Source organism: Paraburkholderia sp. BCC1884, assembly GCF_900996225.1.
Taxonomy (GTDB): Bacteria; Pseudomonadota; Gammaproteobacteria; order Burkholderiales; family Burkholderiaceae; genus Paraburkholderia.
In genome coordinates this window covers 137,791-162,200 of sequence record NZ_CAAJGL010000068.1, presented here as the reverse complement: position 1 = coordinate 162,200, position 24,410 = coordinate 137,791, and the positions used below count along the sequence as shown (strand labels likewise).

General features: G+C 62.0%; 22 protein-coding genes. 8 read left to right on the top strand and 14 right to left on the bottom strand.

The annotated features are described in order from the left end of the window. Positions 1 to 106: 106 nt before the first annotated feature. The 7 genes from FQ705_RS07605 to FQ705_RS07575 all read right to left on the bottom strand — a co-directional run bounded on the left by FQ705_RS07605 (position 107) and on the right by FQ705_RS07575 (position 7,266). Positions 107 to 838, bottom strand: coding sequence for a phosphorylase (locus FQ705_RS07605; protein WP_144139098.1), 732 nt, complete (start codon positions 836 to 838; stop codon positions 107 to 109). A gap of 3 nt (positions 839 to 841) precedes the next feature. Then, entirely contained in the window at positions 842 to 2,956 is a 2,115-nt protein-coding gene (gene shc / locus FQ705_RS07600; RefSeq protein WP_144139095.1) for a squalene--hopene cyclase, read from the bottom strand. Further along, complete coding sequence (gene hpnE / locus FQ705_RS07595) at positions 2,953 to 4,221, bottom strand: hydroxysqualene dehydroxylase HpnE (RefSeq protein ID WP_144139092.1); 1,269 nt, start codon at positions 4,219 to 4,221, stop codon at positions 2,953 to 2,955. Before hpnE ends, shc begins: the two co-directional genes overlap by 4 nt. Positions 4,222 to 4,225: 4 nt before the next feature. Then, entirely contained in the window at positions 4,226 to 5,074 is an 849-nt protein-coding gene (hpnD, locus tag FQ705_RS07590) for a presqualene diphosphate synthase HpnD (protein ID WP_144139089.1), read from the bottom strand. Positions 5,075 to 5,346: 272 nt separating this feature from the next. Next, on the bottom strand, positions 5,347 to 6,285 hold the full coding sequence (locus FQ705_RS07585) for a diguanylate cyclase (RefSeq protein WP_144139085.1): 939 nt from the start codon (positions 6,283 to 6,285) through the stop codon (positions 5,347 to 5,349). Further along, positions 6,282 to 6,905: a chemotaxis protein CheC gene (locus FQ705_RS07580; RefSeq protein ID WP_144139082.1), complete on the bottom strand. Its 624-nt coding sequence runs from the start codon at positions 6,903 to 6,905 to the stop codon at positions 6,282 to 6,284. The genes FQ705_RS07585 and FQ705_RS07580 overlap by 4 nt, the downstream gene beginning before the upstream one ends. After that, on the bottom strand, positions 6,898 to 7,266 hold the full coding sequence (locus FQ705_RS07575) for a response regulator (RefSeq protein ID WP_144139079.1): 369 nt from the start codon (positions 7,264 to 7,266) through the stop codon (positions 6,898 to 6,900). Before FQ705_RS07575 ends, FQ705_RS07580 begins: the two co-directional genes overlap by 8 nt. 206 nt (positions 7,267 to 7,472) lie before the next feature. On the opposite strand from FQ705_RS07575, the gene FQ705_RS07570 reads away from it, so the two are divergent. The 3 genes from FQ705_RS07570 (at position 7,473) to FQ705_RS07560 (ending at position 11,491) form a co-directional block, all read left to right on the top strand. Then, the gene (locus FQ705_RS07570) at positions 7,473 to 7,811 is read left to right on the top strand and encodes a hypothetical protein (RefSeq protein ID WP_144139076.1); all 339 of its coding nucleotides are present in this window, start codon (positions 7,473 to 7,475) and stop codon (positions 7,809 to 7,811) included. 136 nt (positions 7,812 to 7,947) lie between these two features. Continuing rightward, complete coding sequence (locus FQ705_RS07565) at positions 7,948 to 10,230, top strand: hybrid sensor histidine kinase/response regulator (protein WP_144139073.1); 2,283 nt, start codon at positions 7,948 to 7,950, stop codon at positions 10,228 to 10,230. 229 nt (positions 10,231 to 10,459) lie between these two features. Beyond that, positions 10,460 to 11,491 carry a hypothetical protein gene (locus FQ705_RS07560; protein ID WP_144139070.1) on the top strand — a complete coding sequence of 344 codons (1,032 nt, stop codon included), beginning with the start codon at positions 10,460 to 10,462 and terminating at the stop codon, positions 11,489 to 11,491. Positions 11,492 to 11,551: 60 nt separating this feature from the next. Here the strand turns inward: FQ705_RS07560 and FQ705_RS07555 are convergent, their stop codons facing one another. From FQ705_RS07555 to FQ705_RS34430, 4 genes are all read right to left on the bottom strand, one after another. Continuing rightward, the gene (locus tag FQ705_RS07555; protein ID WP_144139067.1) at positions 11,552 to 12,106 is read right to left on the bottom strand and encodes an NADPH-dependent FMN reductase; all 555 of its coding nucleotides are present in this window, start codon (positions 12,104 to 12,106) and stop codon (positions 11,552 to 11,554) included. A 320-nt stretch (positions 12,107 to 12,426) separates the two neighbouring features. Further along, the gene (locus FQ705_RS07550) at positions 12,427 to 12,696 is read right to left on the bottom strand and encodes a DUF6723 family protein (RefSeq protein ID WP_144139064.1); all 270 of its coding nucleotides are present in this window, start codon (positions 12,694 to 12,696) and stop codon (positions 12,427 to 12,429) included. 11 nt (positions 12,697 to 12,707) lie between these two features. Further along, complete coding sequence (locus FQ705_RS07545) at positions 12,708 to 12,992, bottom strand: hypothetical protein (RefSeq protein ID WP_144139061.1); 285 nt, start codon at positions 12,990 to 12,992, stop codon at positions 12,708 to 12,710. A 452-nt stretch (positions 12,993 to 13,444) separates the two neighbouring features. After that, a complete protein-coding gene (locus FQ705_RS34430) occupies positions 13,445 to 13,576 on the bottom strand; it encodes a hypothetical protein (RefSeq protein WP_260854412.1) in 132 nt (43 codons plus the stop codon). Positions 13,577 to 13,890: 314 nt separating this feature from the next. On the opposite strand from FQ705_RS34430, the gene FQ705_RS07540 reads away from it, so the two are divergent. Together FQ705_RS07540 and FQ705_RS07535 are read left to right on the top strand one after the other, a co-directional pair. Then, complete coding sequence (locus tag FQ705_RS07540) at positions 13,891 to 14,499, top strand: RNA polymerase factor sigma-70 (protein WP_144139059.1); 609 nt, start codon at positions 13,891 to 13,893, stop codon at positions 14,497 to 14,499. Further along, entirely contained in the window at positions 14,486 to 14,689 is a 204-nt protein-coding gene (locus tag FQ705_RS07535; protein ID WP_144139056.1) for a zf-HC2 domain-containing protein, read from the top strand. The genes FQ705_RS07540 and FQ705_RS07535 overlap by 14 nt, the downstream gene beginning before the upstream one ends. A 126-nt stretch (positions 14,690 to 14,815) precedes the next feature. Here FQ705_RS07535 and FQ705_RS07530 read toward each other — a convergent pair whose 3' ends face one another. Next, positions 14,816 to 16,192 carry a gluconate:H+ symporter gene (locus FQ705_RS07530; RefSeq protein WP_144139053.1) on the bottom strand — a complete coding sequence of 459 codons (1,377 nt, stop codon included), beginning with the start codon at positions 16,190 to 16,192 and terminating at the stop codon, positions 14,816 to 14,818. A gap of 120 nt (positions 16,193 to 16,312) precedes the next feature. Next, entirely contained in the window at positions 16,313 to 16,672 is a 360-nt protein-coding gene (gene arsC / locus FQ705_RS07525) for an arsenate reductase (glutaredoxin) (protein WP_144139050.1), read from the bottom strand. A 1,211-nt stretch (positions 16,673 to 17,883) separates the two neighbouring features. On the opposite strand from arsC, the gene parA reads away from it, so the two are divergent. Then, positions 17,884 to 18,546, top strand: coding sequence for a ParA family partition ATPase (gene parA / locus FQ705_RS07520; protein ID WP_144139047.1), 663 nt, complete (start codon positions 17,884 to 17,886; stop codon positions 18,544 to 18,546). Between the two features lie 28 nt (positions 18,547 to 18,574). Next, positions 18,575 to 19,630 (top strand): ParB/RepB/Spo0J family partition protein, encoded by a 1,056-nt coding sequence (locus FQ705_RS07515; RefSeq protein ID WP_144139044.1) that lies wholly within the window; start codon positions 18,575 to 18,577, stop codon positions 19,628 to 19,630. A 69-nt stretch (positions 19,631 to 19,699) separates the two neighbouring features. Here the strand turns inward: FQ705_RS07515 and FQ705_RS07510 are convergent, their stop codons facing one another. Next, positions 19,700 to 21,052, bottom strand: coding sequence for a replication initiation protein (locus FQ705_RS07510; protein ID WP_144139041.1), 1,353 nt, complete (start codon positions 21,050 to 21,052; stop codon positions 19,700 to 19,702). 2,103 nt (positions 21,053 to 23,155) lie between these two features. Between FQ705_RS07510 and FQ705_RS07505 the strand changes: the two genes are divergently transcribed. Further along, complete coding sequence (locus FQ705_RS07505) at positions 23,156 to 24,382, top strand: DNA-binding protein (RefSeq protein ID WP_144139038.1); 1,227 nt, start codon at positions 23,156 to 23,158, stop codon at positions 24,380 to 24,382. Positions 24,383 to 24,410 lie beyond the last annotated feature (28 nt).

The following is a 24,410-nucleotide window of genomic DNA, read 5'->3' as shown; positions in this document are numbered from 1 at the left end:
AGGTCAAAGGCATCGCACCAGCGACCTAGGGTTAACACTGACATTGTACCAAATATAAGGGTTTTCCCTAGTATTTCAATATGTGCTGAATTAGGACGTGCGTCACTCAGACTTCGGCCATCCGGAGCGCACCGGCCGTGCTCATCGCCTGTCGGGCCTGGACCAGCGAGAGACGGGCCGCCCGGGCATCGACCGCCACCTGGATCAGGCCGCCGAGTTGCGACGGCTGGCGCATCAACTCGCGCAGAATCGGCCCGATGGCCGTGCTCCCGTCGTCGCGAAGACCTGCCGTGGCAGCGGAAGGCAGCGTGCGCCAGGCCGGATCGACGATCGCTCGACAAACGGCGAAAGGCACGCCTTGCGCCGCCGCGCTCGCGCCGGCGATGTGGGATTCCATATCGACCGCAAGCGCGCCAGTCGAGCGATGCAGTGCGCTCTTGTCGGCGGCGCTGACCAGAGGCGCCGCGACCGCCGCCATCGAACCACGTTGCAGACGCGCCGCCAGCGGCCCGGTCGTCAGTGCGGCCGCCAGCCGGTCCGTCCAGGTCCGATCGGTCTCGAGGCGTCCGAACGGCCCTTCGACGGCATCCGCGACGATCAATGCGCCCGGCTGCAGATCGGGCGCCAAACCGCCCGCCGTGCCGAAACTCACGATGCCCGAACAACCGCGCGCCACCGCCGCGCTCAGTGCGCGCTCAAGCAAATCGGCACGCGCGGCGTACACCACCTCGACGCCCGGACCGCGCGCGATGCGCGCCTCGAACGCCATGCCCGTCACCACGATCACCGGCAAGCTGCTACGGCCGGCATCGGCTGACGACGTTGTCGAAAGCGGCATCCGTTAGATCCCGACTGTGACGCGCGTGAGGCCATGGCGCTTCAGATGACGGAAGCGCGCCAGCGCCCACAACGGGAAGAACTTGCGATAACCGTGGTAGCGCAGATAGAACACGCGCGGGAAGCCGGTCGCGGTGAAGCGCGTTTCGTCCCACAGGCCATGCTCGCGCTGTTCGCGCTGCAGGTAAGCAACGCCTCGCGCCACCGCTTCGTGATTGACTTCGCCGACCGCCATCAGGCCCATCAGCGCCCATGCGGTTTGCGATGCCGTGCTCGGGGCGCGCTCGTAGCCGTGATAGTCGAGCTTGTAGCTCTCGCCGCCCTCGCCCCAGCCGCCGTCCTCGTTCTGGATCGACAGGAGCCACTGGGCGGCGCGCTTCAGGCGCGGGTCGTCGTGCGGCATGCCCGCTGCGTTCAGCGAACAAAGCGCCGTCCACGTGCCGTAGATGTAGTTCAGGCCCCAGCGGCCGTACCAGCTGCCGTCCGATTCCTGTTCCTTCAGCATGTAGTCGAAAGCACGTTGCGCCGGCTCGCTGCTTTCCGGGAATTCGCCGAGTTGCGCGAGCATCGACAGACAACGGCCGGAAACGTCGGCGGTCGGCGGATCGAGCAAGGCGCCGTGATCGGAGAACGGAATGTTGTTCAGGTAGTACTGGGTGTTTTCCGGCTCGAATGCACCCCAGCCGCCGTCGCTGCTTTGCATGCCGACGACCCATTCGCGTGCTCGCGCAATCGCGTCACGATCGACGTCGGATTGCGTGAGCTGCGCCGACCGATGCATGGCCGCCGCGACCACCGCCGTATCGTCGACGTCCGGATAGTGCGCGTTGTTGTACTGGAACGCCCAGCCGCCAGGACGCACGTTCGGCCGACGCGAAATCCAGTCGCCGCGCACGTCGAGAATCTGCAACGGACGCAACCACGCGAGCCCGCGTTCGGCGGCCTGTTCGGCGTGTGCTTCGCCGGTTTCGAGCAGCGCGTGCGCGGCAAGCGAGGTATCCCACACCGGCGACAGACACGGTTGGCAATATGCTTCGTCATCCTTGATAACGAGCAATTTGTCGATCGACTCGCGGGCGATTGCACGGTTGGGATGATCGGCCGGATAACCGAGCACGTCGTACATCATCACCGAGTTGGCCATGGCGGGGAAAATCGCGCCGAGGCCGTCTTCGCCATTCAATCGTTCATCGACGAAGGCCACCGCCGCACGCACCGCGCGTTCGCGCGTCGCCGTCGGGAACAGGCCGTCGACCGCACGCAGCACCACGTCCACGCCGCGGAAGAAACGGAACCAGCCGACATGCTGATGCGGCGCGCGTTCTGGCATGCCGGTATTGACCGGCGCGCCGCGGAACAGTTCGTCGATGCGCACGCCGCGCGGATTGCGCGCGAGCGGCCGCTTCGCGTTGAGCACGAGCAGCGGCACGATGACCGTGCGCGCCCAGTACGACACCTTCGACAGATGGAACGGAAACCACTCGGGCAACAGCGTAATCTCGACGGGCATCATCGGCACGGCGCGCCACGACACCACGCCGAACAACGCGAGCAGAATCCGCGTGAAGACGTTGACGTTTTCCGCGCCGCCGCTCGCCAGAATCGCGTCGCGCGCACGTACCATGTGGTCGGCGTCCAACGGTTCGCCGATCATCTTCAGCGCGAAGTACGCTTTGACGCTGGCGCTGATGTCGAGCGCACCGTCGGCGAAGAGCGGCCAGCCGCCGTTGGGCAACTGGATGCGACGCAGGTAGCGCGCAATCTTTTGCTCCAGTTCGAGGTTCGGTGTTTCGCCGAGGTAGTGGACCAGCAGCACGTACTCGGCGGGAATCGTCGCGTCGGCTTCGAGTTCGTAGACCCAGTGCCCGTCGGGCTTCTGCGCGGCGAGGATCGCATCGGTGGCGCGCGTGATGGCGGCGTCGAGCGAAGCGTCGGGGGCTGCGTGCGTTGCGGCGTTAGCTTCAGTTGCGGCGGCGGCCGTTGCCGTTTCAGACACGGCTTGCGTTGCCGCTTCGGGCGCGGCTTGCGTTGCGGCGGCTGTCGCGGCTTCATGCGCCGCATCGGCGAATTCCGGCAGGACGTCGTCGTCCAGCGGCTGGGTTTGAGATAAATCGTTCATCGGCGTTCCATCGGTTCATTCAGCAACGTATCCGCGGCCTTCTGGCCGGAGCGGATCGCGCCTTCTATCGTCGCGGGCAGGCCGGTGGCCGTCCAGTCGCCCGCGAGCAGCAAATTTTTCCAGCGAGTGCGCGTGCCCGGACGCAGCGTTTCCTGATCCGGCAACGCGGCAAACATCGCGCGTTTTTCCGCGACGACCTGCCAGGCCGGCATCGGCAGGACAGGGAGAGTGGCCGCCTGGGCCACGTCGGCCCATACGGTCGCCGCCAGTTCGTCGTGCGGTGTGTCGAGCAGCCGCTCGGCGTCGCTCACGCTTACCGACAAGCGTCCATCGGAAGCAAACAGCCATGCCGATGTTCCATTGAGCAGGCCGGTAATCGGCGGCAATCCAAACGGCGGCTCGACGGCAAAATGCACGTTCACGGTAGCGGCGAAGCGAGTCGGCGCGCGCAAGCCGGGCACGAGCGTCTGCGCGATGTCTGACGGCACGGCCAGAATCACGGCATGGTTCGCTTCGAGCGCGATCGATTCATCCGCGAAATGCAGCGTTTGCACGCGACTGCCGTCGGCGGCGAACTGCGTTTCGCGCAGACGCGAGCCCAACCGGATTGCCGCGCCGCCATGTTGCAGCAAGCGCAGCGCCGGATCGACGAACGCGCTGCCCAAACCGTTGCGCGGCACCAGCGGCCGACATGCCAGGCTGCCGGCCAGCAAGGTTTCGCGCACCATCGCCCCCGTCAATTCCGCCGATGCCTCGCGCGGCTCGACATTGAGCATCGCGTGAAACAGCGGGCGCAGCAGACGATCCCACAACGGGCCATCGCAACGCATGGTTTGCGCGACACTGCGTCCGGGTTTGGCGAACAGCAGCGGCACGAGCGCCAGATAATCGGTCGGGCCGGTGTTCGGTACGCGGGCATTCGTATCGAAGATCCACCAAGGCAAGCGCCCCGCCGACATGCGCACGGTCCAGCGCGCCCGCGTAGCCAAGTCGACGAACGGATATTCGGGCAGCGCCGGGCCAACCAGTTCGTCGGCAGCGCCGATCGCGCGAGCATAGTTCAGCGTGGCGAAATTGCCCGACAGCAACATGTGATTGCCGCTGTCGAGGGTCGCGCCCAGCTTCGCGTCGTAGTAAGAGCGGCAACGGCCGCCGGCGTAATCGGCTGCGTCGTGCAGCACGACTTGCGCGCCGCGCCGCTGCAGCTGCACTGCGGCGGCGAGGCCGGCAAGGCCCGCGCCGACCACATGTACGAGCCTTTGCATCCGGTCAGAAAAGCGCGTAGCGCGCGACGATCCACAGCATGCGCAACTTCGGCTTGCGGACCTTGGTGCGCGGAATGTCGAAGCCGCGCTCCAGCGTGCGTTCGAGCAGCACACGATAAACGCCCGACATGATGCGCGGCGCCCTGACCTCGGCGCGCGGCTCGCGGTCCATGATGGCGTCGGACGCGGCGAAGTGCTCCCTGGCACGCGCGGCGAGCGTCGCGCACACGCGCGGCAGCGACGGGTCGTCGGCGATCTGCGTGGGGCTTTCCACCGCGATGCCTTCGCGCGCCAGCAATTCATGCGGCAGGTAGCAACGGTTGATGCCCGCGTCTTCGTCGATGTCGCGCAGGATGTTGGTCAGTTGCAGTGCGCGGCCCAGGTGGTGCGCCAGCAACCGGCCAGGTTCGTCCTGCATCCCGAAGATCCTCACCGATAGACGACCCGCCGCACTGGCGACACGGTCGCAGTACAGATCGAGGGTGGCTTCGTCGGGGCCGCAGATGTCGGCGGCGGCATCCATCGCCATGCCGTCGATCATCGCGTGAAAATCCTCGCGCTGCAGATGAAACGTGTGAATGTGCCGCGTCAGCGCGCGCAGCGAAGCACGCGGCGCACCGGCGTAGCACGCGTCGATGTCGGCGCGCCAGCGCTCGAGCGCGGCGGCGCGTTCGGCGCGCGGCATGCCGCTGTCGGCGATATCGTCGACAGCGCGGCAAAAGGCGTAGACCTGATACATCGCATCGCGCTGCGCGGCCGGCAAGATGCGCATCGCGAGATAGAACGAGCTGCCGGAGGTAGCGGCAGCGGCGTCGATTTCAGTATCGTCCACGACAGGATTGGAAACAGCCAAGACGATCTCCGCTGGAGGCGCCTGCTGAAAGGCGGTCAAGAAGTTTGATGCTCACCCGCGAGGCGAGCGGCACGCGCGCGCGGACACGCGCAACACACCCGGCAGGGATGCCGGAAACGGCGAAAAGTATATCAACGTTTGTGAGATGCCGCAGCGTTGCGGGGAAATGTGGGGCCGGATTGAGGCGCCAGGCGCGGTCGGGAGGCGGTTCGGCAGCCGCGCGGTGCCTGTCGGAGAGCTTCGTGCGCGGAACGAAAAGCGGCCGCGCCCGCTTAAACGAATGCCACCGAGCGGTTGCGACCTTGCCGCTTCGCGCTGTACAGCGCTGCGTCGGCTTCGTTGATCAGCACGTCGTACGTCGGCACGCCCGGCCGCGCCGACGCGCCGCCGACGCTCGCCGTCACCGGCACGCTGGTGCCCTGCACTTCGACCGGCGTATCGGCGATGGTGCAGCGGATCTTTTCCGCGACGCGCATCGCGTCGTCGAGCGGCGTGCACGGCAGCAGCAAGGCGAACTCCTCGCCGCCGAAGCGCCCGAACGTATCCTGCGCCCGCACCACCTCGGCGACGCGCTGCGCCATCACGCGCAACACGGTATCGCCGACGCCGTGGCCGAATTGGTCGTTGATTTTCTTGAAGTGGTCGAGATCGAACAGCAACATGGACATCTCGCCGCCGTAGCGCTGCCAGCGGATGTACTCGTCACGCAGACGGCCCTCGAAGAAACGGCGGTTGGCGATGCCCGTCAGGCCGTCACGGTCGGCGTATTCCTGCAGTTTGGCGACCGCCTCTTCGCGCTCGCGCTGCACGATGCTCACGTGCGTCACATCGGAAATGGTCACGCACACGGCCACCACTTCACGATCGCGCATGAGCGGCATGAACGTGCAGTCCTGCTGCATGAAGTCGACGCCGCCGGTAATCGGCCGGTCGTGATCGAATTTGAAGAGATACGGGCGCTGTTCCCACGAGCTGAACGCAAAACTGCCGAGCTGAAACACGCTTTCGATCTTGCGCGACAACCACACGCGCGGCAGTTCGGGAAAGTGCGTGAAGAGCGACTTGCCGACCACCTGGTCGGGCGTCAGACCGCTGTGGTCCTGCATGAAGCGATTCCACATGAGCACGTTCATCTCGCGATCGAGCACGAAAATGCCGAAGCCGACGCGCTCCACCACGAGTTCGCTCAACGAGGCAGCGGACACGCTCATAGACTGGACAACAGCGCGTCGAGCGCTCCGTTCATGTGGCGAATCGATTCTTCGGCCATCAGCATCACGAGATGCGCGCGGAAGCTCTGATCCTCCAGCGCAAAATTGACTTCGACCAGCAGGGCGACTTCCCATTGCAGCACGCCGGGCTGAAACACCTCGTCGAGCGTCATGGCTTCGCCGAGCAGGCCCGGCGCGGAGAAAATCGGCGTGCGGCCGAGCTGGTCGAGAATGCATGAGACGCACGCGCCGGTCAGCACGTTCGCCACGTCGAACACGAGTTCCCGCTGGCTCACCGCTTCATAGCTCGAACGTGCGTACGGATCGCTGACGAGCGAACACAGCTGCGCGATGCTGTCGCTGCGGCAGATCACCAGCGCTTCGCCCTTGATGTCCGAGCGGAACCCCTGGCGCACCGCGCTGACGGTGTCCTCGATACCGGTCATCTCGCGCAGCGCATCGGCCGCGTCGCGAACCGCCACCACTTTGACGCGCGGCACCGACAATTCGATGAACGCATCGAGCAGCCGCGCGAGACGCGTCGCGGCTTGGCCCATCGCCAGATTGGCGACCTCCTGCAGCGCGTCGCGCTGGTCTTCGTTCAGGACTGGCTCAGACATACAACCCGTACTCCTTGAGGATGGGTAGTAGCGCCTCGGGCGTCACGGGCTTGGCAATGAACGCCACGGCGCCGAGCGCGCGCACGCGCGACTGGGCCATCGGCTGAACATCAGCGGAGACGACGATGACGAAGGTATTCAGATCCTCGTGCTGCAAGGCTTCCAGCACCTGGTAGCCGGTCATGTCCGGCATCGTCAGATCGAGGAACATGACCGATGCCTTGCCTTCGCGATACAGCGCGAGCGCTTCACGCCCGTTCGACGCGTAAGACACGTCGACCTCCCACTCCGGCGGCAATGCCTTGGTGAGCACCTTGCGGGCAAGCAACGAATCATCGGCGATCACAATGGGCAAGGACATGGGCGGGTCGGAAACGGAATTGTCTATAGCGTATTAACGGCGCATAGCGGCGACTTCTTTAGCGCGAGGTCTGTCGACCGGCGGCAAAGCAGGTTGAAGCGGCGTGGGCGGCAGACTGCGAGCGAGCAGCGAGGACGCGCGGCAAAACGCGCGGGCTGGAACCGGTGGGCAGGCATGAATGCGTGCGCGCACGGTGGACGACGGCTATGACCGGCATGTTCGAAGCCTACCCCGTAGATGAATCGGCGCGGCTTCTGGATCGGGTTGGTCCCCTGCCGCGCGCGTGTTTCCGCGAACGCCGTCCTCACGCGTCGTACGCATGGTCGGGCTGCCCTCGCGGCAATACGTCCGAACATGGCGGACGCATTTTTTATCGTAGGGCCGATTCTCGAAGCAAACTCGCGGAAAGGCAACTCGACGAAATCCGCTTCGCTAATGGAATTTTCCCATCAATGCTGATTTTGGAAAAAATTTCGATAGATAAAGAAAGATTTCTGTTTCATTTACGCTTTTGTGTACGTTTGCGCTTCTCGATTCGTCGCTGATTCAAAAAACAGACGAATAACCCTGTACCCGTCCGCCGTGCGTCGAACGGTCACTTCTACCGCCGCGGCCGCCCATGCTTCTCGTATGATGGTAGTTCCCGGCCTTTTCGTCCCGAACCACCCTGGCATTCCCGACATGACATCAGACCGGTTCGACCCGCCTCGTGCGAGCCGACTTTCCGCCGACCGTCAGGAAGGCGCGACATTTCCCTCCGTGCCGGAGCAGAATTTCCACGTGCGGCGCATCACGCTCATCGCGCTGCTGGTGATGGCCGTCGTGCTGCCGTGCGTGTACGTCGCGGCGATGGCCTACAGCGATCTGCGCGCGCGCGAAGCCGATGCCACCGACCTGACCCTGCGCACCGTGCGCGTCGCCGAAGAACACGCGCTGAAGGTGTTCGACATGAACGAAACGCTCGATTCGCGCATCGTCGATCTGACCGAGGGTCTGGACGACAACGGCATTCGCGAGCGCGAGGCCGAGATTCACGAGAAGCTGCGCACGATGGGCGGCGGCTATCCGCAAGTCGCCGCGGTATCGATCTTCGGGCGCGACGGCAACCTGCTCGCAAGCAGCCGGTTTTATCCGTCGCCGGCGGTGTCGATCGGCAACCGCGACGACTTCGTCGGCATCCGCGACGGGCGCGATCTGGAACATGTGTCGAAGGTCATGACCGGCCACGTCGCCGGCGAGCAGGTGTTCAACATGGGCGTGGATCGGCGCGACGCCCATGGCGCGTTCGCCGGCACGGTCTCCGTCGCACTGCGGCCCAGCTATTTCGACGCGTTCTACCGCGAGTTGCTCGGTAGCAAAGACAGCACGCCGGTGACCATGACGATGGTCCGCATGGACGGCGCGGTGCTCGCGCACTACCCACGCAGCCCGCGCGAGCCGACGGCCATGGCGGCGCATTCGGTATTGGCGGATGCGCTGGCGCAAGGGCGGCGCGCCGGCGTCGTGCAAGTGCGCTCGAACGTCGACGGTGAGGATCAGATCGTCGCGTTCCGGCATGTCGGCTCTTACCCGGTGTACGTGTTGTGCGGCTATCGCACGTCGGCGATCTGGGCCGGCTGGTATCGGCACCTCGGCGTGCTGATCCTGTCGATGTTCACGCCGTCCATCGCGCTGTGGTGCGTGATCTGGCTGTCGCTGCGGCGTCTCGGCGCCGAAGAGGAGGCATGGCAGCGCTGGCAAGCCGAGGCGTCGATGCGCCGCTCGATCGAATCCGCCTACCGCCAGTCGCGCAAGATGGAAGCGCTCGGGACGCTGGTCGGCAGCGTCGCACACGATTTCAACAATCTGTTGATGATCCTTTCCGCCAACGTGCAGATCGCGCGGCGGCGCAGCGTGGCGGGCATCGACCGCGAATTGACGGCGATGGAGCGGGCCCTCAAGAGTGGCGAAGCGCTGACTCGTCAACTGCTCGGGGTCGCGCGCAAACAGCCGTTGCGCACCGAGACGCTGTCAATCGAACGCTGGCTGCCGGCGTGCCGCGAATTGCTGCGCGCCTCGCTGGGCGCCAAGGTGTCGCTGGTGATCGATATCGGCGTGGACGTTTGGCCAATGTGCGTCGACGTCGCCGAACTCGAACTCGCGCTGATCAATGTCGCCGTCAACGCGCGCGACGCCATGCCGAACGGCGGTCGCTTCACGGTGCGCGCGTCGAATATCCCGTTCCGTCACGAAGACGGTTTCCCGCTGACTGGCGACTTCGTGCAACTCACGCTCGAGGATACGGGCGCCGGTATGGCGTCCGACGTGCTCGCGCGCGCCTTCGAGCCGCTCTTCACGACCAAACCGAAGGGCATGGGCACAGGTCTCGGCCTGCCGCAGGTTTTCGCGTTCTGCGAACGCTCGGGCGGACTGGCGGCGATCGACAGCGCGGTCGGCGCGGGCACCTCGGTGCGCCTTTATCTGCCGCGCGCCACGGACGAACCCGAAGCCGACCGTCCTGCCGAAACGAGCGCCGCCGAGAGCGGCGTACCGCAGGGTCTGCGCATTCTGCTCGTCGAGGACAACGCGGAGGTGGCGGCCGGCACGGAAGCGCTGTTGCAGATGATGGGCCACCAGATCACCTGCGTCTTCAATGCGGACACGGCGCTGCGCCTGTTCGACGACGCGCACGCGAGGCAAGCCCGCACTGGCGAGCCGCTGCCGTTCGATCTCGTGTTGTCCGACATTCACATGCCGGGTGCCATGAACGGCATCGATCTGGCGGAAGCGGTGCTGGCGTTCGAACCCAGGTTGCCCGTCATTCTGGTCACCGGCTACGCGGAAGAGCTCGATCGCGCGCGGCACGTCGACGTGCGGGTGCTCTCCAAACCCTTCGATATCGGCTTGCTGGAGACGCTGCTGCAAGCCATTCAGCGAGACCTCTCGCAGAGCGGCTCCGATCCCGCGGCGCATCCTGCCGATTGACGCGGCTGCGAAGCGGCGCGCGGCGAGACCATGTCATTTGCGTGAAAGCTTGTAAAAGCGTTCGGCCGACGCGCCATGCCGCCGGGCCTCGGATCGCGCGCAGGCGCGCCCCGGCGGGGACAGGCGGCAAATCGACCACGCGCGGCACGATCGTTGCGGCGGGAAAAGGAAGGAAAGCGGCGCATTTGTGCGCCATTCGTTCCACCTTTTTACCCGTCGGGAGACAGCCATGCGCCATACCGTGATTGGTTTATTCGACACCTATTCTCAAGCGGAAGCCGCACGCGACACGCTCGTGCAAACCGGCTTTGCGCGCGAAACCATTGAGTTGCAGGCAAATCCGGAGCCGTCCGTCGGTTCCGCAACGGATGAAGTGGCCGGCGCAGGCGTGCTGGCCAACATCGAGCGTTTTCTTTCGAGTTTGTTCGCATCGGGCCCACGTTCGCCGGAAACCGCCCGTTATGCCGAGGCCGTGCGGCGGGGCGCAATCCTGGTATGCGTGGACGCAGCCAGCGAGTCGCACGCCGAACTCGCGCGCAGTACGCTGACAAGAATGGGCGCGACGGACATCGGCGAGCGCTCGCCTGATTGGGATACGCAAACGGCTAGTGGGCGCGAGCATTCGGTACTCGACGAATTAGGAATCGGCGCCATGACGCCGGGGGCGCCGCGCTCATCGAGCGTAAGTGCCTCTGAGATGCCTGACTTGACGACACCCGTGGCTCCGACGCGGCCCGTCACGCCGGCTACCGATCCGCTCTACACCATGCCGCCGGGAAGCACGGACGCGGAGCCCTTCGTGCCGCCGCCCATCAACGAGCGGCCGGTGCTTGATCCGGTCAATGACCCCGTAATCGACCCGCTGGTGGGCGACGTCGGACGCAGTGCTGTTGCGGCGGGTTCAATGCCTGGCTCGGGCGCGATCATGAGGCCGTCCGAGGTCGTGTCGGAGGCTGCGCAGCCGACTGCTGGCCTGGGCGGCCAGATGCCGAACGAGTATCTGGAATACGAAGAAGATTTTCGGTCCCACTACGATGAGCAATACGCCGCCGAAAATTCGCGCTATGAGGACTACGTGCCGGCGTATCGCTATGGCGCGGAGATCGGTCAGGACGCACGTTTCCGCGACAGCGCGTGGGACGACGTCGAACCGGAAGCACGTCGCAAGTGGGAGACGACCTCGCCGGACAGCACGTGGGAGCGTTTCAAGCTCGCCGTGCGTCATGGTTGGGAACGCGTGACGGGACATCACCACGTCTGATCGCGACAGTGGTCAAGCGCGGCGGCGGGCCATCAGGCGATGGTCCGCCGCCGTCGTGCGTCAGGCAGCGCTATTCAGTTTGACCCACGCAACGTAACGATCGACAAAGCCCTGCAAGAATTTTCGCGTTCCCTCATTAACGATCTCGCCTTTCTCATTGATGACCGCCGGATCGTGTTTGATAAACACCTCGGGCTGACCAAGTGTGGGTACGTCGAGATAAGCCAGCACGTTGCGCAGATGCTGCTGCGCGAGCGCGGTGCCGGTCGCCCCGACCGACGTGCCGATCACGGCGCCGGGTTTCTTGCCCCATGAATTGGTGCCCCAAGGACGCGAACCCCAGTCGAGCGCGTTCTTGAGCACACCTGGGATGGAACGGTTGTATTCGGGCGTGACGAACAACAGGCCGTCGGCGGCTTCGATGCGCTGCTTGAGTTGCTTGCCGGCTTCAGGATAGTCGGCATCGAAGTCCTGGTTGTAGAGCGGCAAGGAACCGATGTCGATGAATTCGAACGTAAAGTCCGATGGCGCAAGGGAAATTACCGCTTGCGCCAACTGCCGGTTGAACGACTCGCGGCGCAGACTGCCGACAACGACTGCAATGTGATGGGCCATGGTTCGCTTCCTCGAGATAGGGCGCTTGACGCGCAGAAGGGACGAACTGTCCATCATAGGCAAAAGCCCAGCGGATTGCGCCGTACGTGCCAAAGCTTGGATTTTCCACTATCTGGGAACAGGGGAACCACCGCTATCGGTGGATAACCTCGCGAGCGACAAAGTTATCCACAGATTCACTGAATAACCTTGTGGATAACTGGTACTTTTGCCTTGCCAATCAAGCCTGCTTCCGGTCGCGGACTATTTGAGGCACCAACAGGTCAGATGCCGGTCTGCTTCTATGCGCAACAACTCGTCGCGCATCGGTTTCCCGCTGCTTACTCCGGCACTGCGATGTCACCGTCGACGAGTTTCCAGCCGTAAGTTTCTGCGTAAGATTGCGCGGCCTCGGCGTCGTCGAAGAAGGGCATGTCGGCGTGACCCTGGAAGGGGTAGATCACGCGCTCGTCGCTCAAACGGATCACCTTGAGCGTTGGCACGGTGCCACTCGAGGTGCGCCGCGACGACGCGCTCACCTGATAATTTTCGCGGTCGTTCTGCGCAGGAAGATGGGCGCTTTGCGCGCGGCGGGATGCGTAACTTGCCATCGGTGTGCGGCTCACAGTCCGGCAATCGATTGACCGGCAACCATGCCGTCGATCAATTGCTCTGCGTAGCTGGTGGAGGCCATGCGCGCGTCGCCAGCTGCGCCGAACGGCGTGCGACTCGGCACGCGAAACACCCGGCTCGTCGTCGTGCTGTCATCGGTGCCGCGCCGGCTGATACGCACCGCCGCGTCGAAGCCCGAATCGTAATGGCGCACGCCATCGACACCGCGCGGCTGATGCGGATAAACCAGCGGATAAATCTCCAGGCCCCGGTAGCTTCTGATGGTATTGCTCATGATGGTCGTCTCCGATAAGGGCTTCGCAAACCGTGTCGCCCTTGCTGTGGCGGCAGTGCCGCCGAACGCATGACGCCTCTGCGAAAACCGGGTCTTGATTCACGATGCGTGCGCAGGATGGCCCTTCAGGCAGCCAGAACTGACGACATCACAAAGCGGTGTGGGAGGACGGGACCCTGTTCGGCGCAGGGCACGAGAATGAAAAGGCGTTTGCCGTAAAGACCGCGCGATGGCGCAGGAGAACTGCAAGCTATCGACTTACTGTAACACGTTAGGACGACGAGTATTTGACGCATTCGCGCGCCAGGCGCGGGTGTTGCTTTGGCGTGCCGCGTGAGCGAGACGATGCTGTCAGTCGAGAGGTCGACGCAAAGAAGGGCGCCGTATTGGCGCCCTTCTTTTTGACTTCGCGAAACGCTTTGTCGACGATACGGCTCGTCGGATTTTTTGCTTTAGTTACCGAAGAAGGTGTTGCAGTACGATGCCGGGCCATTGCATTGCGCCGGGGCCGCCGCGTGAGCAGCGCCCGATGCAGCGGCAAACAGCGCGACGGAAGCGATCAGGGCGGACAGAATGCGTTTCATGGTGCTACTCCTTCAGCGTGGGTTTGCGATCAATGCGATCGATGGACTGGAGAATAGCGATTGGATGCGAGGCAAAAAACAGCAAAGTCGCAAAGACTTTTTTTCAATTATTGCAATAATCAGACTTGCGATGGTCGGCCGGAAGCAGCTTTCGTCTCCACTTGATTTCAATTTTCGCAATAATTAATTGCTGTTGTCATAAGCCCCCTGCATACCGCGACAACAGCGTCAGAACGAGGGAAGGCAGCCTTTATGAACCACGACGATTCACGAGACCCTGTGTCGCCAAACCTGACCACACGGCGGAGCCAGCCATGGCGCAACTAGGCGGCCCGGCGCTCGACGATCCCATCTATGTGACGCAGCTGCGGCGTGACCTGGTGCGCTTCGCCCGCTTGCAATTACGCGACGCCGCGGCCGCTGAAGATGCCGTGCAGGAAGCGCTTGCCGCCGCATGGGGTCAGGCAGACCGATTCGCGGCGCAGTCGGAACACAAGACGTGGGTGTTCGGCATCCTGCGGCACAAGCTCGTCGATACGCTGAGAGCGCGGCGGCGTACGGTCAATCTGTCATCGCTCGAATCGGAGCTCGACGGTGAAGCCGTACTCGATCGCGAATTGTTCAAGGACAACGGCCACTGGTCTGCCCAAACCAAACCGCGCCCGTGGCCGACGCCGGAAACCGCACTGCGCCGCCAGCAGTTCTGGACGTTGTTCGAGATGTGTCTGGATCATCTGCCCGAACACATCGGCCGCGTCTTCATGATGCGCGAATTTCTTGAACTCGAGACCGAGGCGATTTGCGCCGAATTGCAGATGACCGCCAATCACTGCAGTGTGCTGATTTATCGCGCGCGCCTTCGCCTGCGCACGTGCCTGAGCGAAAAAGGCTTATCCAGCGAGGATGCGAATGGGGAAATGTAAAAACATCACGCGTCTGTTGTCCGACGCGCTCGATCGTCGCTTGACGACCGGTGAGTGGGTTGCGATCCGACTGCATTTGCCGACCTGCAGCGGCTGCCGCAACTATCGCAAACAGATCCGTTTGCTGCGCGTCGCCGCGCATGAGATGAGCGGGATTGCGGCACCTGGCACGGCGAAAGAAGAGGAGTAAGCCAGCAGCTCTCGCGGCGTACATGACGTCACCGGACGCGCCGTTGTGAATGCTCTGGCGCTCGCCCGGCGAGGCGGCGCGTACGGTCGTGCACGTCGCGTCGCTTGCCGGGAGGCGCGCCTTTTGTTACGTCAGCACGGTCCACATCACGAGCGTCAAGGCGAGGCCAACGACCGAGACGATCGTTTGCAGCACCGACCAGACGAACACCGTCTGCTTCAACTGCAGCCCGAAATATTCGCGCACCATCCAGAAACCCGCATCGTTGACGTGGCAGAAGAACACCGAGCCAGCACCAATGGCGAGCGCCATCAACGAATTGTGCGTCGCGCTCAATCCGACGACGACCGGTGCGACGATACCCGCCGTCGTAGTCGTGGCAACGGTCGCCGAGCCTGTGGCCTGACGCAACGCGACCGCGATTAGCCACGCCAGCAGAATCAGCGGCATGTGCGCGCCGACTGCGATCTTGCCGATGGTCGTGCTGATCCCCGCGACGACGAGCGCCTGCTTGAGACCGCCACCGGCGCCGATGGTCAGTAGCAGCGCGGCGATCGGCGGCAAGCTCTTGCGCAGAATGCCGCCGACACGATCACGCGCCATACCGCGCGACCAGCCGAGCGCAACCACCGCGAACAGCACGGTGAGGCCCAGCGCGACCAGCGGTTCGCCGAGGAAATTCAACGTGTTGAACAGAAAAGTTTCGGGCTGCAGCAGCAGTTTGGCGACAGTGCGACCGAGCATCAACACGACCGGCAACAGAATCGTCGCGAGCGAGATGGCGAAACCCGGCGGCTCGGCCGTGCTTTGCTGCGCGCTAAAAAGCTTGCCCATTTCTTCCGGCTCGACCACGTGCATCCGTTTCGACAACCAGATGCCATACAACGGGCCCGCGAGAATGACCGCCGGAATCGCGACGATCAGGCCGAGGCCGAGCGTCAGACCGAGGTCGGCGTGCAGCGCGCTCACCGCGATCAACGGACCCGGGTGGGGCGGCAAAAGTGCATGCAGGGTCGTCATGCCGGCGAGCGCGGGAATCGCGATTCGCAGGATCGGTTGGTTCGAGCGGCGCGCCATGACGAAGATGATCGGCACCATCATCACGAGGCCGACCTCGAAGAACAGCGGCAGGCCGATGATGAGCGCGACGACGGCCATCATCCATGGCAGCGTGCGTGGCGTGGAGTGTTTGAGAATGGTCGAAACGAGCCGGTCGGCCGCGCCCGATTCGGCCATCAACGCGCCGAGCATGGCGCCGAGCGCGATGATGATCCCGACATCGCCGAGCAATGCGCCTGCGCCCTTGCTGAACGCGCTGGCGACTGCTTCGAGCGGCAGGCCAGCCGCGAAGCCCGCCGCAAATGTGCCGACCAGAATCGACAGAAACGGCGCGAGCTTCAGCACGCTGATGAAGACGATGATCAGTGCGAGCCCGAGCCCGCACGACAGAATCAGTTGAGTGTCGTGGGATGACCACGGCGCGAGTGTTGTCGTCAGATGCACGATGTCCCTTGTTGTCGATTGATGCCTCCGCAGCCGTGTGCGGATGACGGATTGTAGCGAGGCTCGGCGCGTCGGGGCGGCACGGTGGCAAATCGCACGTGGCGTCTCTGATGGAAGTGCCTAGGCGAAGAGGGCCGCGACATTTTCCGGCGGACGGCCAATCACGGCACGCCCGTTTCGCACGACGATGGGTCTTTGCAGCAGGATCGGATGACGAGCCAGTGCTTCGTATAACTGAGCTTCAGTCAGGGTGGAGTCGGCGAGGTTGAGTTCTTTGTATTCGTCTTCCGTGTCGCGGATCATCTCGCGAACCGGGCAACCTAGTTGGGTGTTGAGTTGCTGGAGTTGGGCGATCGTCAGAGGGTGTTTCAGGTATTCGACGATTTCGGTCGCCTCGTTGGGGACGTTGTAGGTGCTCGCGATCAGGTCGCGGACGGCGCGCGATTTCGAGCAATTTGGGTTGTGGTAGAGGGTGATCATGACGGTGGGGCGGAGGGGTAGTGGATTTGGAGGGATTTTAGCGGCTGCGGGGGGAGTCGCGGGTTGGTGGGGACCGCGATTGGCGGGGTGCGGTGGGATGTTCATCGAGTGGCGAGGAGGTTAGGTAGTGAACATTTATGACTTATATTTTTTCTCGGAATGTTTTGGCGATTTTTGCCTGTATGAAAGCGGGTAGCCGGATGGTAGCCACGATTGAGCCTAGGCTGGCGCTCAGGTCCACGGTCCGAACCGCTGCGGTTCTGAGCAGTCGGCAAACGTGGGAGAGTACCCGTGCGGTATTCAGGGTAGGAGGCGAATAAATGCCATTTGCTGATGCGCCTAGGGAAAGCGGATTGGACCCGCGCGGCGGAGTGAAGCTCGCTCTCCGGTTTATGCGCATAAAGACGCGTTGAGTATTGAAGGCTGTCGGCTCCGGAGCTTGCGTCGCTGATGTCGTTTCATGGCGGTTGCTTGCAGCGCACGCAGATCTGAACCGCGCGGGTGTAACGCAAACGTCGGCTCGTGGGTTCAACGGTGTTCCGGCGATACCGAAAATGACACGCCTCCGCGGGCTGAGCGAGCGTCCGCCCAAGGGGCCGCTGGGCCGCTGGGCCGCTGGGCCGCTGGGCCGCTGGGCCGCTGGGCCGCTGGGCCGGTGAGCCGGTGAGCCGGTGAGCCGGGGGACTTTATGCGCATAAAGCCTCTGCGTCCCCGTGTGATCCGTCGGCCGCTCGCTGCTTGCCACGCCGGCTCGAAAGCACAAACGAAAAACCAATTAGGCTGCGCCCGGGCGTTCCGCGCCTTTCTCACCGCACCGCACCGACGCGCAATTTTCGTCGGCTGAAGCATCCCGACTGCGCGTGAAGAGTCCCATAAGAGCTTGACTCGACACATCCGCAAGATCGTCGATAGAGCGCCCGACGACCGGAAAGAAGTCACGCCCCTGACCTCGGGAGTTGCTCCTCGCAATTCCCATCTCCCTAGGTTGCCGCGCTGCGGGGCTCCGCCGTAACCGAATCGGTGCCTCGCCAATCGCAACCGAAGGCGGAAGAATCGCACCTCCGGCGACCACCCGCCGACCTCGATCCGCAAACCTTTATGCGCATAAACCTAGGCCAAACGGCTAATCGTTATTGTGTTTACACAAAAACGATTGAAATACAAACTCATCCAGGTAGAATCCATCTGCGTCTAAAAAGAGGGGGTGAAGATTGGCAGCGGAAATCATCGCGGTAACTCAGCAGAAGGGTGGAGTCGGGAAAAGCACTATCGCGATGCATCTCGGGGCTGCGTTTCATGAGAAAGGCAAACGCGTCCTCGTCGTAGACGCAGATGGTCAAAACACGCTGATCCACTGGGCCAGCGCATCGTCAGACGGTGACACCGGCATTCCCTTCCCGGTCGTCAATCTCTCAGAGGCCGGCAGCCAGATTCACCGTGAAATCAAGAAATTCGTCAGTGACTACGACATCATCGTTGTCGACTGCCCGCCCTCCATCACCGAGAAAGTTTCCGGCGTCGTGCTGCTCGCCGCTAGCGTCGCCGTCATCCCGACGTCGTCATCGCCCGCCGACTATTGGTCGAGCATCGGCTTGGTAAAGCTTGTCCAGCAGGCCCAAGTGATGAATGAAGATCTGCGCGCCGTCTTTTTGCTGAACAAGACCGAAGAAAAGCGGATGCTGACGCGCGAACTGAAGCGCGCTTTGGAAGAACTCGGCTTTCCCCTGCTCAAGACTCAGATTCCGACACGCGAAGCCTACAAACAAGCCATGGCGCTAGGGCAGACGGTGCTTCAGATGAACGATCGCGGCGCCAAGCTTGCCGCCCTCGAAGTAAGGGCATGCGCGAATGAGATCGCCGCCTTGCTCCCCTGAATTTATGCGCATAAAGAAAGGACCCTGAATGAAACCCTCCCAATTTGCCAAAGGCTTTCAAGCACGTCCTGATACGACCAGCAGCGAAAAGCGAACCGCGCTGGACCGCCTGAACGCAATTGACGGCCTGGTGAAGAACGGCGCCACGGCCAACGAGATCCCCTCGCGAGCGACTACTTCGGCCGTATCGCCTGGCGTTACAGAAGTCGACACCACCGACGTCGCCAATGAATCCGCAGCCTATCGCGCGTGGAGACTCGAGCATGGTTATCGGCCGGGCCAGGTCATCGACCTCGCGCTCAAGGCCATCAAGCCAAGCCCGTTCAACCCACGCCACTTCTATCTGAAGTCGTCGATTGCCGAACTGGCAGTCAATCTCGCGAAGCAGGGACAGCAGCAGGCCATTCACGTCATTCCCGACTACGACAATCCCGGCACGTACTTCGTCAGCGACGGCGGCCGGCGCGTTCGGGCGTTGAAGGAAGCGAACAATGAATCGGCGAAGGCAATCGTCATCGACCTGCCGATCGGCCTCGAAAGCTACAAGCTCGGCTACGACCTCAACGTCCAACGTGACTCGCAGACGGTTTTCGACAACGCAGTCGTTTGGAGACGCTTTCTCGATGATCGGCATTTTCAGAGTCAGAAAGAGCTCGCGGAGCATCTCGGACTTGACGAGTCGACAGTCGCTGTCGCTTTATCGATCGCCAAGCTGCCCGAAACAGTCATGCACGAGATGGTCGCCCGGCCGGATCGTTTCGGTTCGAACATGGCGTATCAGGTCGGCCGTTATCACACGGCGCGCGGTGCCGACGCCACGCTGCGTCTGATCAACAAGATACTCGCCGACGATCTGAGCACGCGGCAGGTCGCCGACATCGTCAAAGGACGAGCCAATGCCCAGGAGAGCACCAAGCCCGCGGGGCGCCAGCGCTACGCGCAGCGCCTGGAAATCAAACTCGGCGGCGTATCGGTTGGCGATCTCAAGTCGTATGGAGATGACCGGATCGAGTTGCGCCTGAAGGGGCTCTCGCGTGAAAAGCGCGATGACATCCTCAGGCAAATCGAAAAGATGTTGAAGTAGGAAAGCCTGAAATAAGGCGAGGCGGGGGACGCAGCGGCACTTCCTCTGAAGTGCCGCACCGCTGAATGATTACGCTGCGCGCGATTGGCTCAGCGTGAAGGCAAGCAGATCACCATCGGTTGGCTCGCCCCAGGTCTTGCGGGCCAGCCAATCGAAGAACGCAGTCTCGACGATCTTCGAATCGAGCCCGCGACGGCGCCAGTCGTCACGCATGTGCGTGCCAAGCACCGGCAGTTCATCTTCTTCGAACGATTGCCGTGCGATCTCCCGCTCCGAGTCGCCTTGTTCGTTGTACAACGCGTAGGCTTCCTTGCGCCGATAAGCCGAGTACTCGCCGAGCAGACGCGCTTTGAGGTCGTCGGCCGGTGCCGCCATCGCGGCCTTACCGACGACGCCGCCGGACGGCAACGATTCAACCGGCGGCGCATAACCTTTCTTCAACGCATCCTTGAACAACGCCGGTGCGCTGCGCACCGCCGGCAGCGAAGTGCTGCGCATGCGCTGCTCGGTCATTTGCAATGCAGCGCGAATGCGGTTTTCTTCGCTATCCGCGTAAAGCGTCTGCGCTTCCTTCAGCGGGATGCCAATCTTCACCATCCGGTCGACCAACGTGCTGTCGAACACGTTCGGATGCTCGTCGAGCGCGAGCATCGGCTGCTTGCGCTCGGTCACACGGAACTGGATTTCCGCGACGCGCCGACCTTCGCGGTGCTCGATCAATTCGACGAAGATGTTCGTGACGGCATTCACCTCGGCGATCGCCGGGCGCAAATAATCACGCTTGAAGTACTTGTACTCGCGCTTCGCCTCATCGCCCGCTTCCGTGTCCGGCGTGCCGGACAGGATCGGACGCCACCATTCCCATGATTCACGCATGGTCAGATGGCTAGGGTTCGTCAAATAGCGTACGCAAATCTCGTACAGCGCCAAACCGGCGCTACTACGCAGCTGACTCTGAAACTGCAGACTCAGGCGCGCGTATTGAACCGGATCGAGCAGTTTCTTCTTGATCTTCGGAGCAAACGAAAACTCCACCCAAACACGGCGCGTGGTGGGATCTTCGAGAATTTCCGCGTCGGCGATCAGAGTCGAAATACCCCATTTGCGCCCAGGCTTCTGACTGGACGTACCCGTACTCCACTCGACCTGCACCGACACCATGCGCCGCAGGTGTTCCTTGACGAGCGCAGTATCGTTGGAATCGAAGGCGGAATTGGCAACGATGTCGGACAGCAAGGCCCGATAGGTATCGCCGGATTCGTCGGCTTGCTGAGCCACGGCGAGTAGCACGTTGAACAGCTTGCGGGTGAGGAGGGTGATTTTGCCGCTTTTGGGCTGAATCGCGATCGCCTCGACGGCTTTGCGCAATTCCGCCGAGCTCGGGCTGACTACATCGGTCTTCTTCGCGCGCTTGGTGGCCATGCATCTGGTCGAGGAGGGATTTGGCGAGAGCATACCGGCTGTGGTGATAAGCGTCTATAGCGCGACTCTCACCGTTCCCGGTGAAGTGAGTTTACGGTACGCGACTCACCTCGAGCCACTCCCGAAAACCCTCACCTTTCCCGTTTGACGCCAGGTTCGGGCCATCCTTACAGGTCGCGGCCCAGGCAAATCCAGACGTTTTCGCGGCGATCACGAGCGGGAGCTCTTTGATCCCGAATCTTCTCACCTCAAAAAAATTTCGCAGGTTTTGGGTGATGCAGTGCGGGGGAACGGCCGACGAGTCGGCGGTGATCTTGTCGCTCCGAGCACGGTCCGAGGCTGCGTCGGTGGGGGAGGGGAGAGACTGGACGCGACGAACGACGCCGCCGCTTAGGGCTAACCGCCATGCTGACTCGCGCGACGGCCTATCGAGGCTGGGTGAGCGTGGCTAGGCAAAAAACGAATCGGCTCAGTCGGGCAGCCCTCCTGGACGGCACAGCGGGGACAGTTCGTACGGGAGTACCGGCCACAACCCGAAGCTCCCAACTTCGTGGCCATTCAGTTCCTACCAGCACCAACACCGCGCACTAGCCGCCCATCTCGTGTGAACAGACAGTCGAACCGTTGTCACGCCATAGCCCTGTCTACGGCGCAGTACACAGTGCTGAGCGTCAGCCCGCGAGGCGCCGCCACGCGAAAATACTCCCAGAACCGGCAAAACACCCCCCGAAAAAGCTCACCTTAAGGCGTGTCCAGTGCTAGAAACGACGCGGCCTCCAGCGAATCAGGGCCCCAAACACCCGGCAAATACCCCCCGAAAACCCTCACCGAAGCGCCATCGGATACCGCCGGCATCGTCCGAAAATAGCCTCCCGAAAAACCTCACCTTTCACTAGATCCAACATTTTATTCTTTTATTTCAACGACTTATATAACACCCATCATTGGCATCGAAGGATATGCCTCCCGAATTCCCTCACCTCAGAACCGACCACACCGCCGTTACTTGCCTCGAATTCCAACTACGAAGGTCCCGAAAAACCTCACCTTTCGAATTCCGCCGACAAAAATAGAAGCGGCTACCGACAGCGACAGTAGGGCATTCCAAGGTGATTTCCCTCGTTTTTCTCCCGAATTCCCTCACCTCAGCGAACCAATGACCTCGAAACACCTCCCGAAAAACCTCACCTATAGCAAAAACGAGCCATTCCAAGGAATTCGGCACGAAGGCAAATCAGGGCATCCCGAATTAGCTCACCTTTCGATCGATGGTAGAGGGAAATCACAGTCGTCACCCCAGGATTCACCCTGAAAGACACCCCTGACTCCCGCAAACACTCACCTTAGGCACTTCGATGCACAAATTTGAGGCAAAACTGTCCCTGTGCCCCGTAAAACCTCACCTTCGATTTCCGTTTTCTCCCGTCTTGTCTCACCAATGAGGTTCTCGCACCCAAAATAAGGCCGGAATTGGCCGTTCAGAAGCGTCCCGAAAGCCCTCACCTCTAGGCCGCCCGGCATCGGAACCGCATGCCGAGCGCTGCCGGGCGGTCCCGGCGTTCTTGGTCCCGCAAAATCTCACCATTGGGAATACTCCATTTATTAAACAGCTCCTGAACCCGCTCACGTTCTATCCCGCACCCCCTCACCGAGCTTCCCGAACCTCATCACTCAACCTTCCCGCAAGACCTCACCATCTTTCCCGCAAAGCCTCACCTTGCCCCGCTGAAACGCTTGCTGCATAAGGCTTTGCCGTGGCGTTAACGTTTTTAACATGGGTTCAAAGGTGTTTACTTTTATTACTCTCTAGAACCTTCACCCGCGCGTCCTTCGGACAAAGCAATCCAACCACTTCGCCGTTACGACAAGTCCGTGAAACAGTGCACGATCGCTGGTAAATAGCTAAAAACTCTTTATCTACAAATACTTATTGGCTATTCTTCGTTTTGTTTCACGGAAAAACCAGACCGGCGACGATCTGACCGCGCCAAAAAATCACCTAAACACAGAGCTTGACTAGAAACCGCTAAGCCTCAACAAATACGTAGCGAACATTACGTAAATTGTTATGATTCATCCAATTCGAGCGACATCGAGGTATACATGAATCTGGATCAGGAGCGCCAAGCCATTCGTGATGAGCTTGACGCGCTGCGGACGAGCGGCGCTCGGCGGCAAGAACTTTCGCTTCACGCTTGCAAGCGGCTTTTTTTCGACCTCGGAATTCGACCGTCGATGGCCACAGTGCGCGATCTCACTCAGACCGGTAGCGCTAGCGACATCCCAAAGGACATCGACCACTTTTGGGAACGCATCAGAAATGTGTCGCGCGTAAAAGTCGGCGCCGGGGCTATCCCGAAGGCGTTAGAGGATCGCGCCGGCGAATTGCTCGGGGCGCTTTTTGAAGAGGCGGTTGTGCAAGCCCGTTCGACGCTGGACGACGAGCGCGAGGAAATCCGCACTGAAGTCACCGCAGCCGATCAGCGTGCTCGAGAGGCGGAAATTCGCCTGGAAGCATCGGAAGACGCCATTAAGCGCAGCGAACTGCGCGCTGAAGCAGCCTGGGAAAGGGTTCGCGCACTGGAAACCGAGTTGTCCAGCCGAACCACACAGGGAAATGCTCACCACGAAGGCCTTCAATCGACCGTACGGCGACTCGACCAGGACAACGAAACGTTGCGTCAACGCCTTGACGCCGAATCGACGACCAATAGTGCGTTGCGCGACAGGATCGATGCACTGCACGTCGAATTGCGCCAAAGCACCGAGCACTATGCTCAACAGATCAAGGACGCGGTTGCCGAAGCCGAACGCCGTGTCAAACCTATGCTGGTCGAGCTCGATTCGTTGCGCAGCATGGCGGCGACCTACCAGTCGGGGGTTCGCGACGCGAGTCGGAAGGAATTCGACTTCATCCAGCAAATCGCTGCAGCGAAGGCGCGCGGTGACCGACTGGATGCCCAATTGCGCGAACAGTCGGACGAAGTGGACGCTTTGACGAAAGAAGTTGCCGGGTTGCGCGGCCAGCAAGGCATCGATCCGGCGATCGCGATTCTGCTGTGTTCGCTGGTGGACGCTGGCCGGCTTTCGGCCGACGAGTTGCGGGCGATTGGCACCGCGGTCGACGGCCACATCGCCCTGCCGCCGCGCTGCCCAAAATGCGAAGAAGGTGAGCCCGAACTATCGCAAGTGGATCACCGCTTCGAACTGCAGTGTCCAGAGTGCGATCACTCATCGGGATTAGGCGAATCAAGGCTGGAAGCGGTTAGCCGGTTTCTCGCACCAGGCTCGATCGCGGCGTCGACTGGACGGTTTGACGCGGTGCAATAGCAGCAAAAGTGCCAAAGGTGAGGAAATT

Bases quoted from the DNA above. Each gene is read 5' to 3' on its own strand.
- FQ705_RS07605 (WP_144139098.1), bottom strand. From the start codon at position 838: ATGCCGCTTTCGACAACGTCGTCAGCCGATGCCGGCCGTAGCAGCTTG.
- shc (WP_144139095.1), bottom strand. From the start codon at position 2,956: ATGAACGATTTATCTCAAACCCAGCCGCTGGACGACGACGTCCTGCCG.
- hpnE (WP_144139092.1), bottom strand. From the start codon at position 4,221: ATGCAAAGGCTCGTACATGTGGTCGGCGCGGGCCTTGCCGGCCTCGCC.
- FQ705_RS07585 (WP_144139085.1), bottom strand. From the start codon at position 6,285: ATGAGCGTGTCCGCTGCCTCGTTGAGCGAACTCGTGGTGGAGCGCGTC.
- FQ705_RS07580 (WP_144139082.1), bottom strand. From the start codon at position 6,905: ATGTCTGAGCCAGTCCTGAACGAAGACCAGCGCGACGCGCTGCAGGAG.
- FQ705_RS07575 (WP_144139079.1), bottom strand. From the start codon at position 7,266: ATGTCCTTGCCCATTGTGATCGCCGATGATTCGTTGCTTGCCCGCAAG.
- FQ705_RS07570 (WP_144139076.1), top strand. From the start codon at position 7,473: ATGACCGGCATGTTCGAAGCCTACCCCGTAGATGAATCGGCGCGGCTT.
- FQ705_RS07565 (WP_144139073.1), top strand. From the start codon at position 7,948: ATGACATCAGACCGGTTCGACCCGCCTCGTGCGAGCCGACTTTCCGCC.
- FQ705_RS07560 (WP_144139070.1), top strand. From the start codon at position 10,460: ATGCGCCATACCGTGATTGGTTTATTCGACACCTATTCTCAAGCGGAA.
- FQ705_RS07555 (WP_144139067.1), bottom strand. From the start codon at position 12,106: ATGGCCCATCACATTGCAGTCGTTGTCGGCAGTCTGCGCCGCGAGTCG.
- FQ705_RS07550 (WP_144139064.1), bottom strand. From the start codon at position 12,696: ATGGCAAGTTACGCATCCCGCCGCGCGCAAAGCGCCCATCTTCCTGCG.
- FQ705_RS07545 (WP_144139061.1), bottom strand. From the start codon at position 12,992: ATGAGCAATACCATCAGAAGCTACCGGGGCCTGGAGATTTATCCGCTG.
- FQ705_RS34430 (WP_260854412.1), bottom strand. From the start codon at position 13,576: ATGAAACGCATTCTGTCCGCCCTGATCGCTTCCGTCGCGCTGTTTGCC.
- FQ705_RS07540 (WP_144139059.1), top strand. From the start codon at position 13,891: ATGGCGCAACTAGGCGGCCCGGCGCTCGACGATCCCATCTATGTGACG.
- FQ705_RS07535 (WP_144139056.1), top strand. From the start codon at position 14,486: ATGGGGAAATGTAAAAACATCACGCGTCTGTTGTCCGACGCGCTCGAT.
- arsC (WP_144139050.1), bottom strand. From the start codon at position 16,672: ATGATCACCCTCTACCACAACCCAAATTGCTCGAAATCGCGCGCCGTC.
- FQ705_RS07515 (WP_144139044.1), top strand. From the start codon at position 18,575: ATGAAACCCTCCCAATTTGCCAAAGGCTTTCAAGCACGTCCTGATACG.
- FQ705_RS07510 (WP_144139041.1), bottom strand. From the start codon at position 21,052: ATGGCCACCAAGCGCGCGAAGAAGACCGATGTAGTCAGCCCGAGCTCG.
- FQ705_RS07505 (WP_144139038.1), top strand. From the start codon at position 23,156: ATGAATCTGGATCAGGAGCGCCAAGCCATTCGTGATGAGCTTGACGCG.